Source organism: Aequorivita vitellina, from assembly GCF_022008365.1.
Classification (GTDB): domain Bacteria; phylum Bacteroidota; class Bacteroidia; order Flavobacteriales; family Flavobacteriaceae; genus Aequorivita; species Aequorivita vitellina.
This window is the reverse complement of sequence record NZ_JAIRBA010000001.1, coordinates 62,493-75,407: the sequence shown is the minus strand read 5'-3', so window position 1 is coordinate 75,407 and position 12,915 is coordinate 62,493. Positions and strand designations below refer to the sequence as shown.

Genomic DNA, 12,915 nt, shown 5'->3' with positions numbered 1-12,915 from the left:
TTTATAAAAATCCTTTAAATATGGTTGTTCGCAACAAAAATTCAAACCCAATCAAAATCAATCCGAAAATCACCCACGGACGGAACATTTCGTCATAGTTTGTGTATTTGAATTCTTCGATATCGGTTTTTTCAAGTTTGTTTATTTCTTCGTAAATCTCTTCCAACTTTGTATTATTCGTAGCGCGGAAATATTGTCCGCCCGTTTTTTCAGCAATTTCCTTTAGCAAGGCTTCGTCAATTTCAACTTGAACATTTCCGTATTGAAAACCGCCGTCGGGACGAATGCCTATTGGCGACATTGCCATTCCGTTACTTCCCAAACCAATTGTGTATACTTTTATGCCAAATTCAACGGCCAGTTCGCTTGCAATTTTTGGATCGATAAACCCTGAATTATTTACTCCGTCCGTCAATAAAATAATCACTTTACTTTTTGCACGGCTGTCTTTTAATCTATTTACCGCTGTTGCCAAACCGGAGCCAATTGCGGTTCCTCCTTCAATAGTGGTGTTGTACGACATACTTTTTAAGGAAGACAGTACAATTGTTTTATCGCTTGTTAATGGCGTGCGGGTGTAACTTTCTCCGGCATATTCCACCAAACCAATACGGTCGTTAGGGCGGCTGTTTATAAAACGTGCGGCAACCGTTTTTAGAGCTTCCAAACGGTTGGGCTTTAAATCGCGTGCCAGCATACTCGCTGAAAGGTCCATGGACATTACGATATCTATTCCGCGGGTGGTTTTTGTTTTTGTAGATTCGTCAACAGTTCTGGGTCGCGCCATTGCAACAATTAATGCTGAAAGTGCCAAAAGTCGAAGCGCAAAAAGCAACGGTTTTATTCGTGCCAACCAGTTTTTACCAGTTTTAAATCCTTGAATGCTCGATATTTTTAATGAAGCCGTTTGTTGTTTGCGTTTCCATAAATACCATAGCACGAGCACTGGAAGTAAAAGTAACAACCAGAAAAACTGCGGATTTACAAATTCGAAATTACTGCCCATCTTTCTTTTCTGAAATTTCAAGCTCTATGGAAGCTTCAATTCTTTTTAATATTTCTTCGGCGTATTTGCCATCGTTTTGATACACTATCAAGACTTCCTGCAAACCGTTTTGCTGCGCGAAAAGCAACAATTCATAGGTGCTTTTTTCTTTTAAAACTTTATTGTCAGAAACCTGTACGTTGAATTCGCCATAGGCTTTTAAACCTTTTATTCCTTTTTCGGTTTCAAAATCGTCGCGTTTTACAATCATGTTTTTGGCGCCACTTTGTTCCAAATCGTCCAAAACAGCATCCAGCGCGGTGTCCAAAGCAATGTCTTGTTTCTGGTTAAAACGCATTGTTGAAACCATAATATACAGTGGCGAATTCATTTCGCCATAAGTGAAAATGTCTCTTCCGCTTACGGTACTTTTAGACGCGTTTGTAACTGGCACTTCGGCTCTAATTAAAACTTCGGGCGTTTCTAAGATTACGGCCGGACTTCCGTATTCACTCTTTATCCATCGGCCTTCGGCGAGTTCGCGCAGGTGGTTTCCAAAAACTTTGTCTTTTAAATTATCAAAACCGGTAACTGCTCCGTAAATAGCTCCCGCCAAAATAACGGCTGCAAATACGCCCGAAATACCCAAAACCCATTTTCTGCGTTTGCGTCTTTTGCGAAGTTTTTCAAGGTATTCCTGATTTTTCAAAAGCTCTTCCTCGGTAGGTTCGGGAACGGCTTCGTGCGTTTCGTTAATGATTTCTTCTATGGTTTTTCTGTCAACTTCTGCTTGCCCCGACTCTTGATTCATTTTTGCAAACTTCACCAAATCGGCTCGTTTAAAAATTGAATCTAATTTGCGAATGGTTTCCAAATCGAAGTCGAAACTTCCAGCGTCTTTGTGCATCATCAGTCGTGTGATTAGCTCGTCGCTGGTGCTTTCCAATGCGGCTTCATCAACCTCGCGATCTAAATAACGCTTTACAATTTCGGTAAGGTTACTGTAATATTCTTTGCTTTTGTTTTCTTTCAGTAGTTGACTGTTATCTAAAGTTTTTAACGCAACGATTGCTTCCTCGTAGGGCGGCAATTGTTTTTGAGCGGCGTCTTTTCGTTTTTTTCTTCGGAATAAATAAATAGCAAGTCCCACAATGAGCAAAATTGGTATTACCCAAAACAGAAGCGAGAGCCAATCAAACGGTGGGCTTTTCACTTGAACCGCCGGTTTTATGCCGAACATTTTCTGCTTTGTTGTATCTACAACTACATCGTTCACTTCAACTTTAATTGAATCGGTTAAAAACGGTTTGTTATTTATGAAAATGCGCTGCGGCGGAATGGTGTATTTACCGCTGTCAAACTGCGTTAATCCGTATTTTTTGATGAGTCGGTATTTGGCGCCTTCAAAAGTGGTATCCGTTTTATAGGATTCAATCATTTCTAATGGCGCGAAAGTTTGATCTTCGGGAAAAACTACAACGTCCGTGGAATCCGACTGAACGTTAATTGTATATAGAATTTCTTCGCCTATTTTAATTTTTGTAGAATCGACGGAGGAAGTTACTTGGGCGGTTGCGTAGAATGAGAAAAGAGAAAAGAGAAAAGAGAAAAGAATAAAGCGGTTACCCAGAATAGTCAAATTCCAGTTATTGTGATTACTATTTTGTCTAATATCTAACATCTCAAATTTAACGTCTCTTAAAATAACCCAATAATTTTTTTACATAACTTTCATCAACTCGAGAACTTAAGGCACCTGCACCACTTTTTGTAAACGCTTCGGTGAAATAATCTACACGTTCGCGATGATAACTATAATATTGGTTACGAACACTTTTTGAACCTGTGTTTACCAATAAAAGCTCGCCAGTTTCTTGGTCTTCCATCTGTACCATTCCTAAATTCGGAATGTTTTCTTCGGCTTTATCGTAAACCCTAATGCCTGTTAAATCGTGTTTTTTTGCGGCAATCTTCAACGTATCGCGGTAATTGTCTGCAATAAAATCTGAAAGCACAAAAACGATGGCTTTCTTTTTCATTACGCTGCTTAAAAATTTTAGCGCATTGGCGATATCGGTTTTGTTGCTTTTTGGTTTAAATTCAATTAATTCGCGAATAATTCGCAGCACGTGCGACTTTCCTTTTTTCGGGGGAATGTATAATTCAATTTCATCTGAAAAAAGTATCAACCCCGTTTTGTCGTTATTTTGCATTGCTGAAAAAGCTAGGGTTGCCGCTATTTCAGTAATAATTTCATTTTTAAATTGTTCCTGCGTTCCAAAATATTCGGAACCACTAATGTCTACCATTAACATTAAAGTAAGTTCGCGTTCTTCTTCAAACACTTTTACAAAAGGTTCGTTGTAGCGGGCGGTAACGTTCCAATCTATATTTCGAACATCGTCGCCAAACTGGTACTGGCGCACTTCGCTAAACGTCATCCCGCGACCTTTAAAAGTACTGTGGTACTCGCCACCAAACACGTGATCGCTCAAGCGTCGTGTTTTAATCTCGATTTTTCGTACTTTTTTAAGAAGTTCTTTAGTATCCATTTCTTTGTAGTAGCCAGTTGGCAGTTACAGTGAGCAGTGTAGGCGCGTAATAAAGTATTTACTGCCTACTGCCACTGAACACTGCATAATTTATTAAGGTACTTCAATTACATTAACAATCTTATTGATTATTTCTTCGGAAGTGATGTTTTCGGCTTCGGCTTCGTAGGTAATTCCAATTCTGTGACGAAGTACATCGTGCACAACTGCGCGAATATCTTCGGGAACCACATAACCGCGACGGCGAATAAACGCGTAACATTTAGCGGCAATGGCAAGGTTGATACTTCCACGTGGTGAAGCTCCAAAATTAATAAGCGGCTTTAAATCTGCTAGACCAAAATTTTCAGGAGTTCTGGTGGCGAAAATAATATCGAGAATGTATTTCTCAATTTTTTCATCCATATAAACTTCGCGAACCGCACTTTGAGCTCTTAAAATTTGGTCAACGGAAGCCACTGGATTAATTTGCTCATACGCGCCTTTTAAGTTTTGCCGGATTATTAATTGTTCTTCGGCAATCTGCGGATATTTTATTACCGTTTTCAGCATAAAACGGTCAACCTGCGCTTCGGGCAGTGGATACGTTCCTTCCTGTTCAATTGGGTTTTGTGTCGCCATTACTAAAAATGGTTTGTCTAATGTAAAGGTGGTTTCGCCAATGGTAACCTGTTTTTCCTGCATGGCCTCTAAAAGTGCGGATTGTACTTTTGCGGGAGCTCTGTTTATTTCGTCTGCAAGCACAAAGTTGGCGAAGATTGGGCCTTTTTTAATGCTAAAGTCGTTCACCTTCATATTGTAGATCATTGTTCCCACAACGTCTGCGGGAAGCAAATCTGGAGTAAATTGTATTCGGCTAAAAGTACCGTGAACCGCTTTTGCAAGCGTGTTGATAGCCAGTGTTTTTGCGAGCCCAGGAACTCCTTCCAAAAGAATGTGTCCTTGCCCTAAAAGACCAATCATAAGCCGTTCTACCATATGTTTTTGGCCTACGATTACCTTGTTCATTTCCATTGAAAGTATGTCCACAAAGGCACTTTCTCTTTCAATTTTTTCGTTTAACGCCCCAATGTCAAAGGTCGAATTTGTATTTTCCATATTGTATTTAGATTCAATGTAGAATGCTTTTTAAAAAGTGGATGCAAATTGTGCATTTATTGCTAAAAAGCCTGTTAACAATTGGTTAAATTAAAAAAAGTTGAAACTTAAAGTTTTCTTAGCGTTTACAAGCTTTTGTTAAGATATTAATATTGTAAGAATTGATGTTTTAGATATTTCAGAAATAGTATTTTTAAGGATAAGTTAGAAACTTAATAAATTTTGATCGTGGGTATTTATATTAAAAAGCAATAAATAATTGAAAATGAAAAAAACTGCATTTATAACCGGAGCAACATCTGGGATAGGAATGGCAACGGCGAAACTTTTTGCCAAAAACGGTGTGAAATTAATTCTCTGCGGAAGACGGAAGGATAGATTGAAAAACCTTTCGGAAACGCTTTCAGCTTTAACCGAAGTTTTTACGTTAAGTTTTGATATTCGCAATAAAGAAGAAGTTTTTGCGGCGGTAGAATCACTTCCGAAAGCGTTTTCAGCAATTGACATTTTAATAAATGACGCCGGCAACGCTCACGGAATGGATACAATTGACGAAGGAAATACAAACGATTGGGATGCGATGCTTGATATAAATGTGAAGGGTTTGCTGTATGTTAGCAAAGCAATTATTCCGAAAATGATTGAACGGAAAAGCGGGCATATTATAAATATTGGCAGCACTGCCGGAAAAGAAGTTTACCCCAAAGGCAACGTTTACTGCGCCAGCAAACACGCCGTTGATGCTATAAATAAAGGGATGCGTTTAGACCTAAACGGAAAGGGAATTAAAGTTGGCGCTATAAATCCAGGCTTGGTGGAAACAGAATTTAGCCAAGTGCGTTTTAAAGGCGATAGCGAAAGGGCTGAAAAAGTGTATCAAGGTTACACACCATTAAAACCCGAAGACATTGCAGATGTTATTTGGTTTGCCGTTACCCGTCCGCCACATGTTAATATTGCAGATTTAACTGTTATGTGTTTGGATCAGGCGTCTTCGACTATTGTGAATAAAAAAGGGCTTTAGCCGATTAAAAATTTGCAGGTTGGGAAAAGGAGATTCCCGCCTGCGCGGGAATTATGATCAACAAACGACTTTTAATAAAAAACCTACTCGCCCATAATGACGAGAGCAGTTTTTATGATAAAAAGCGAAAAATTGATCTTGGCAATAAAGAGGGAAAGGCGAAATTTTTAAAACATATTTGCGCGCTCAGCAATAGCAATCCGGCAAATAATTCGTTTATCGTGATTGGCGTTGAAGATGAAACCAACGAAATTAGAGGCGTAGATTTTTTTGACGACAGCAAGATTCAAAATTTGGTGAATGCTTATCTTACCAATGCGCCGTTGATAATTTATGAAAACGTGGCATTTCCAAATTTACCTTCAGATAAGGTGGTGGGTTTGGTTACAATTAGACCGAATGGAAAGATAACTTCGTTGCGCAAAAATATTTGGAAGTATTGGGGCGGCTCTATTTTTCTTCGCGATGGTAGTATTTCGATGCCGAAAGATTTTGATATTGAAATAAAAGACGTTAATTCTGAAATCGTAAAATCCATCGAAAACGCCGCCAAAAACAATATTGAATTGACACTTGATGGCGTAATGGATTTTATTAACCAGCGGCACAAAGATTTAGAAAGCCACTATAAAGTTTATAAGGAGCAGTTTGTGCTTTGCTGGGCGGGAAATCTCAAAAAAATAAAGGACAAAACGTATTATTCTCGAGTTGATATTGAACTTATAAACGAGCAGGTGCGTCTATTTTATTCGGCTTTAGATGAAGTAAGTATTGAGTTTACCGACGATTATTTTAGAACCGTAGAATATGTACATTTAGGTTTGAATGAGCAATTTAAATATTATCCGTTGGAAGAGTTAACAATTCACTTTAAAGAAAACGGTTCGTATCAAATGGATTCAAAACTAATTTTTGAAGCACCTAAATTCAATAAAAAAACACTTTTTCATATTTATAATTCGAACAACGCGGTGCTTGAAAAACTGAAAAAGAAAATTCCACTAAATGCTTCCGAAGTAAAAGATTTGCGAAATCTTCCGTCAACATATTTAATCTGCTATTTAAACAATTTTGAAGAGGCGAAAGACAAGTTGCAGGAGGCCAAAGATTTTTTACGTGACTCCCACGAGGAAGCATATCAACTTTCAAAGGAGTCGCTTCGCATTTTAAGGAAGGTTAGTTATAATTAATTTTTGTAACTTTATAAGGGTCAGTTTTTCAAATTATGAAAAAAACAATCTTTCTTCTACTAATGATTATTACTGAATTTCAGGGTTTTTCGCAATGCACCATTGACCCGTGGATTCAAACAAATTATGAAAGAGATGCGAAATTTCTTTTACTACGTGATATTTTAGAAAATCCTGCAGATCCCGATTTTGACAATCCATTTATAAATGAAACGCGACTGACACCCTATTTGGAAAAGCTTTCGGCCATTTATGAAAACCCCACAAATCACCCAGTAATTGATTCGTTGTTTAATGAGTTTAAAATACACGTAAATCCTGAGGGCGGTCCACCGATTACTCCTTCTAAACAGTTGGAGTTTGCTGTTGATAATACAACGCCTTGGCTCGAAGATTTTAAAAATACAGGTGTTTCGGGAGTTGCGGCATTGGATAATTTAATGACGACCTATCAGTTTTCAATTTCAGAATATATTGTCCTCTCCAGTTTTACAGGTTTCTATATTGAAACGGGATATGATTTTTTAAACGTTAGCGCACTCGTTGACGATTTTGAAGCCGTGCCCGACGTATTTTATGTAGGAACTTATATTCCTATTGAAGCAAGATTTAATTATACCGGAATACCGTACGAGTTGGAACCCGGCGAATTTGTTGAAGTATGCAATATTGTTATAAATGAAGATATTTTTACTTTTGGAATATTCGCCGGGGATTGTCCTGTGGGTTGTTATTTGAGTAAAACTTGGGACATTCAGGTTTCGGAGAATTGTGAAGTTACTGTTTTAGACGTTTTAGAAAATGACATTGCTAAACTCTCAATTTATCCAAACCCCACTTCAGATAAACTTTATTTGAGCGGAAATACTTCGGAAATAGAATTGCTTCAAATTTTTTCAATTCACGGAAAGTTGATTCAAAAATTGAATAACATTTCTGAAGAGATTGATATTTCAACCTTGAGTTCCGGCTTGTATTTTTTGAAACTTTCTTCAAAAGAAGGAAAGCCAAATAATTTGAAATTCATTAAGAAATAAATCAATTTAGCTTGAGAGATTGTAATTGAATCGTTTTATAAAATTATTAACTATTTCAACTATAGAATTCATTATATTTTCAAAATGGAAACAGTTGTAATAGGAGATATTCACGGAGGATTAAAAGCATTGGAACAATTGCTTGAAACTGCTAACCTTCCTTCAGACACAAAATATATTTTCGTGGGCGATTATGTAGATGGATGGAGTGAATCTGCCGGAGTAATTTCGTATTTAATCAATTTTTCTCAGGAACATGAATGCGTCTTTCTTCGCGGAAACCACGATGAGCTATTGTATAATTATTTAAAAACTGGGGATAAAAACCCCATGTGGCTCAATCAAGGCGGGCAGAGTAGTGTTGACAGTTATTCAAATTTGTCGAAAACCAAAAAGGGAATTCACATTCGTTTTTTAGAAAACTTGACCAATTACCACGTAGATGACAAAAACCGGCTTTATTTGCATGCAGGGTTTACCAATCAACATGGACCGCAACATGAATATTATCCCAACACGGTATATTGGGACCGAACCCTTTGGGAAATGGTTTGTGCAATGGATGCTTCACTTGCCGAAACAGATGATAAATACCCCAAACGACTAAAGCTTTTTAAAGAAATTTATATTGGTCATACACCTGTAACACGCGTTGGGCACGACGTGCCGGCAAACTTTGCCAATGTTTGGAATGTTGATACTGGGGCTGCATTCAAAGGAAAAATCACTATGCTCAATGTAGATACTAAAGAGATTTGGCAGAGTGATCCAGTTTATAGGTTTTACCCAAACGAAATTGGCAGGAATTAATATTTCTTTATAACAAATTCCGCTGCACAGTCCTTATATTTGTAGTTAGCTCTAAATATAAATCCATGGCACATAAAAATATACGACTTGAAGTAATGCAGACCATTGAAAAGGATGTTGATAGTTTTATAAATCAATATCTTATTCCAGTTGAAGAAATTTGGCAACCCACCGATCTACTTCCCAATTTTCAAGCTGAAAATTATATGGAAGAAGTAACCCAAATTCGTGAAGAAGCCAAAGAACTGGGCTATGATTTTTGGATTGTTCTTGTAGGCGATATGGTTACAGAAGAAGCATTGCCAACCTACGAGAGTTGGTTGATGGATATGGAAGGCATAGACCAGCACGGCCGAAATAGCTGGAGCAAATGGATTCGCCAATGGACGGGAGAGGAAAACCGCCACGGCGATACCTTGAATAAATATTTGTATTTATCTGGAAGGGTAAATATGAGGGAAGTTGAAATAACCACACAACATTTAATCAACGACGGTTTTGAAGTAGGAACCGGCCGTGATCCGTATAGAAATTTTATCTATACCAGTTTTCAAGAACTTGCCACTAATATTTCGCATAGTCGGGTGGGGAAAATAGCTAAGAAAAAAGGAAATAAGTCGCTTGCAAAAATGTGCAATCTTATTGCTGGCGATGAAATGCGCCATCATTTGGCTTATCGTCATTTTGTAAAAACCATTTTTGATTATGATGCAAGTGAAATGATGCTCGCATTTGCAGATATGATGCAGAAAAAAATTATCATGCCTGCCCAAAACCTTCGTCAAAGTGGCGGAAAAATGGCTTCGGCTTTTGACGATTTTAGCAACGCAGCGCAGCGCTTGGGCGTTTATACAACTTACGATTATATTGATATTCTTGAAAAATTAAATGCCCATTGGGAAATTTCAAAAATCTCAAACCTTACCGATGAAGCTGAAAAAGCTCGTGACTATTTGTTAAAATTACCATCAAGAATGCTTCGAATTGCCGATAGAATTAAAATTCCGCAGGATGCCAATCGGTTTAAATGGGTTGAGCCTAATGGAATAGTGTAAGCCCCCTAACCCCCGAAGGGGGGAAGCCCCACCCAACCTCCCAGAAGGGAAGGAGACTGTAACTTAAGAAAAAACCTCACAGGTCTTTAAGACCTGTGAGGTTTTTTAATTCGTGTCCATAACAGTTCCCTCTTCGGGGGTTAGGGGGCTATTACAAATCAAACTTAATACCTTGCGCTAAAGGAAGCTCAGTAGTATAATTGATTGTATTTGTTTGTCTGCGCATATAGATTTTCCAAGCGTCGCTTCCACTTTCGCGGCCACCGCCAGTTTCTTTTTCGCCACCAAAAGCACCGCCAATTTCAGCACCGCTCGTACCTATATTTACGTTTGCAATTCCGCAATCAGATCCTTGTACAGATAAGAAACGTTCTGCTTCGCGTAAATTGTTAGTCATAATTGCAGATGAAAGTCCTTGTACAACGCCATTTTGAAGTTCAAGTGCATTTTCAACGTTGCCGCTGTATTTCATCATATATAATACAGGTCCAAAAGTTTCGTGCTGTACAATTTCATAACTGTTTTCTGCTTCTGCAATTGCTGGTTTTACGTAGCATCCACTTTCGTAACCTTCACCTTCAAGTACGCCGCCTTCAACAATAATTTTACCACCTTCTTCTACAACTTTTTCAAGTGCATTTTGGTAATTTTTTACAGCATCTTTATCAATGAGTGGTCCTACGTGATTGTTTTCATCTAAAGGATTACCGATGCGAAGCTGGTTATAAGCTGCAACAACAGCATCTTTAACCTTATCGTAAATGCTTTCGTGAATAATCAATCTTCTGGTTGAAGTACAACGTTGTCCTGCAGTTCCAACAGCGCCAAATACGGCACCGATTACGGTCATTTTAATATCTGCATCTGGCGTTACAATTATTGCATTGTTTCCACCGAGTTCAAGAAGCGATTTTCCTAAACGCGCTGCAACAGCTTGAGCAACGATTTTACCCATTCTAATTGATCCTGTCGCCGAAATTAAAGGCACGCGCTTGTCGTTGGTCATCATTTCGCCAACTTTATAGTCGCCATTGATAAGGCAAGAAATACCTTCTGGCAAATCGTTATCCGCAAAAACCTTTGCAGCAATTTTTTGACAAGCCACTCCCGTTAACGGAGTTTTTTCTGAAGGTTTCCAAACGCAAACGTCTCCACAAACCCAGGCCAATGCTGTGTTCCAAGCCCAAACGGCTACTGGAAAGTTAAAGGCCGAAATAATACCAACAACCCCAAGTGGGTGATATTGTTCGTACATTCTGTGACCCGGACGCTCACTGTGCATCGTTAAACCGTGAAGTTGGCGTGAAAGACCTACTGCAAAATCGCAGATATCAATCATTTCCTGTACTTCACCCAGACCTTCTTGATAGCTTTTTCCCATTTCGTAGGAAACCAATTTTCCTAATGGCTCCTTTAACCTGCGCAATTCTTCACCAAATTGACGTACAATTTCTCCTCTTTGGGGTGCGGGCTTAACTCTCCAATCCTTAAATGCCGAGGTAGCACTGGCCATTACTTTTTCGTAGTCTTCTTTGGAAGTTGTGCTCACTTTTGCAATAAGTTGGCCATCAACCGGGGAAACGGAAGAAATTTCCTCCCCATTTGAAAACCATTCACTTCCGGTGGAAGTTCCAAGATTTGTTTTATTAATTCCTAATTGTTCCAACGCTTCTTCAATCCCGAAGCTAGTGGTTGTTGCTTGCATATATTTATGATTTTTTATTCGAAAATTTATAAAGCGCAAAGGTAGCAATTATGAAAGCTTTACAAAAATTGATTGTCACAACAATTTTTTGAGCAATATGCTTTGTCAAAATAGCCATCAAAAGAAGCATAAGATGTTGCCATTGAAACACTCATAAATTAAAAAGAAAGTAATAATTAGGATTTACAAGCTTTTCTCTTTAAAATTTCAGCAATGAACGAGTGCTTGCGATAGCGTTTAAATTCAGATGAAAAGATTTCAACTTTCATTAGCTGTAAATCGTGCATCTGCTTCCATAACAGCGCTACATTTATCGCAAGTGCGTAATTCTTCGCTAGTGTAGAAATGTTTAAAATGTTTTAGAAAATCTGTTTCAATATTGCTTAGCGGAAAATATACTTCGTATAATTTATTATTGCAATTGTCGCAAAACCAAAGAAGGCCATCTTTCCCTTCTAGGTCGGTACGTTTTCTTTCAATAACAAGACCTATGGAGCCTTCGCATCTCGCTGGAGAATGTGGTACTTTGGCAGGGTGGAGATACATATCGCCGGGACCGAGTTTCATTACTTTTTTCTCTCCATTTTCCTGAATTGCAACTTGAATATTTCCTTCAAGCTGATAAAAAAGTTCTTCAGTTTCGTTGTAGTGATAATCTTTTCTGGCATTGGGACCGGCTACGACCATTACGATATAATCATCAGATTCTACGTATAAATTTTTGTTGCCAACCGGTGGTTTTAGTAGGTCTCGGTTTTCTTCAATCCACTTATTTAGGTTGAAAGGTTTTTTAATAGTCATTGCCGTATTTTTAAATGTTACGTAAAAATACGGCAAAATGAGCTAATAGAAAAAGGGAAGTGGGGGTTACTTTCTGTAAAATAACTGGGTGAAGTACGTACGGCCTTTGGGGCACTTCATTACGCCAAATCCAGTGTGTGTGTAGTTACCTTCAATAATAGCTTTATGTCCCGGACTTTTTAACCAAGCGTTTACTACATCTTCGGCAGTATCATATCCATAAGCTACATTTTCGCCAACAACTTTAGCGTTATCGTGAAATTTTATTCCTTCAGAACGATATCCAAAGTTGTCATGGTTTATTTTTTCCTTTTCAATCATGTAATCTGTGTGATCAACAGCAAAGGCAGAAGCATACTGACTGTCTATTTTAAGAGTTGAAAGACCAATTGAAGCTCGATGATCGTTTACTAATCTTAAAATTTCATTAGACATAAACGTATCGTTCTTTTGGGCTAAGGCTAAATCAATATCGTATTTAGCGGTTTCAACTTCAACAGAATCTTCTTTAGAGCAAGAAGTTAATACGAGGCATATTAATGCCAAAACAAGTAGGTTGCTTTTAAGTAGTTTCATAATTTTAGGGACATCAAATTTGGGGCATGATGTTGAGACAAATATATAATAATTATTCAATAAAAATGCACTTTATCGGAAT

General features: G+C 38.1%; 12 protein-coding genes. 5 read left to right on the top strand and 7 right to left on the bottom strand.

Annotation, left to right across the window (positions count from 1 at the left end):
• Position 1: 1 nt before the first annotated feature.
• The 4 genes from K8089_RS00330 to K8089_RS00315 form a co-directional block, all read right to left on the bottom strand.
• A complete protein-coding gene (locus tag K8089_RS00330; protein ID WP_237601269.1) occupies positions 2–1,006 on the bottom strand; it encodes a vWA domain-containing protein in 1,005 nt (334 codons plus the stop codon).
• Positions 996–2,666, bottom strand: a complete 1,671-nt coding sequence (locus K8089_RS00325) for a DUF4381 domain-containing protein (RefSeq protein ID WP_237601268.1) — start codon at positions 2,664–2,666, stop codon at positions 996–998. Before K8089_RS00325 ends, K8089_RS00330 begins: the two co-directional genes overlap by 11 nt.
• Before the next feature lie 7 nt (positions 2,667–2,673).
• Positions 2,674–3,537 (bottom strand): DUF58 domain-containing protein, encoded by an 864-nt coding sequence (locus K8089_RS00320; protein ID WP_237601267.1) that lies wholly within the window; start codon positions 3,535–3,537, stop codon positions 2,674–2,676.
• A 93-nt stretch (positions 3,538–3,630) separates the two neighbouring features.
• Positions 3,631–4,635 (bottom strand): AAA family ATPase, encoded by a 1,005-nt coding sequence (locus K8089_RS00315; RefSeq protein WP_237601266.1) that lies wholly within the window; start codon positions 4,633–4,635, stop codon positions 3,631–3,633.
• Between the two features lie 265 nt (positions 4,636–4,900).
• On the opposite strand from K8089_RS00315, the gene K8089_RS00310 reads away from it, so the two are divergent.
• From K8089_RS00310 to K8089_RS00290, 5 genes are all read left to right on the top strand, one after another.
• Positions 4,901–5,659 (top strand): SDR family NAD(P)-dependent oxidoreductase, encoded by a 759-nt coding sequence (locus tag K8089_RS00310; protein WP_237601265.1) that lies wholly within the window; start codon positions 4,901–4,903, stop codon positions 5,657–5,659.
• Between the two features lie 53 nt (positions 5,660–5,712).
• Positions 5,713–6,849 carry an ATP-binding protein gene (locus K8089_RS00305; RefSeq protein WP_237601264.1) on the top strand — a complete coding sequence of 379 codons (1,137 nt, stop codon included), beginning with the start codon at positions 5,713–5,715 and terminating at the stop codon, positions 6,847–6,849.
• A 35-nt stretch (positions 6,850–6,884) separates the two neighbouring features.
• Positions 6,885–7,886: a T9SS type A sorting domain-containing protein gene (locus tag K8089_RS00300; RefSeq protein WP_237601263.1), complete on the top strand. Its 1,002-nt coding sequence runs from the start codon at positions 6,885–6,887 to the stop codon at positions 7,884–7,886.
• Between the two features lie 84 nt (positions 7,887–7,970).
• On the top strand, positions 7,971–8,696 hold the full coding sequence (locus K8089_RS00295) for a metallophosphoesterase family protein (protein ID WP_237601262.1): 726 nt from the start codon (positions 7,971–7,973) through the stop codon (positions 8,694–8,696).
• Positions 8,697–8,761: 65 nt separating this feature from the next.
• Positions 8,762–9,751 carry an acyl-ACP desaturase gene (locus tag K8089_RS00290; RefSeq protein ID WP_237601261.1) on the top strand — a complete coding sequence of 330 codons (990 nt, stop codon included), beginning with the start codon at positions 8,762–8,764 and terminating at the stop codon, positions 9,749–9,751.
• 151 nt (positions 9,752–9,902) lie between these two features.
• Here the strand turns inward: K8089_RS00290 and amaB are convergent, their stop codons facing one another.
• From amaB to K8089_RS00275, 3 genes are all read right to left on the bottom strand, one after another.
• Positions 9,903–11,456: an L-piperidine-6-carboxylate dehydrogenase gene (gene amaB, locus K8089_RS00285; RefSeq protein ID WP_237601260.1), complete on the bottom strand. Its 1,554-nt coding sequence runs from the start codon at positions 11,454–11,456 to the stop codon at positions 9,903–9,905.
• A 258-nt stretch (positions 11,457–11,714) separates the two neighbouring features.
• The gene (locus tag K8089_RS00280) at positions 11,715–12,257 is read right to left on the bottom strand and encodes a 3-hydroxyanthranilate 3,4-dioxygenase (protein ID WP_237601259.1); all 543 of its coding nucleotides are present in this window, start codon (positions 12,255–12,257) and stop codon (positions 11,715–11,717) included.
• A 66-nt stretch (positions 12,258–12,323) separates the two neighbouring features.
• Entirely contained in the window at positions 12,324–12,833 is a 510-nt protein-coding gene (locus tag K8089_RS00275) for a CAP domain-containing protein (protein WP_237601258.1), read from the bottom strand.
• Between the last annotated feature and the right edge of the window lie 82 nt (positions 12,834–12,915).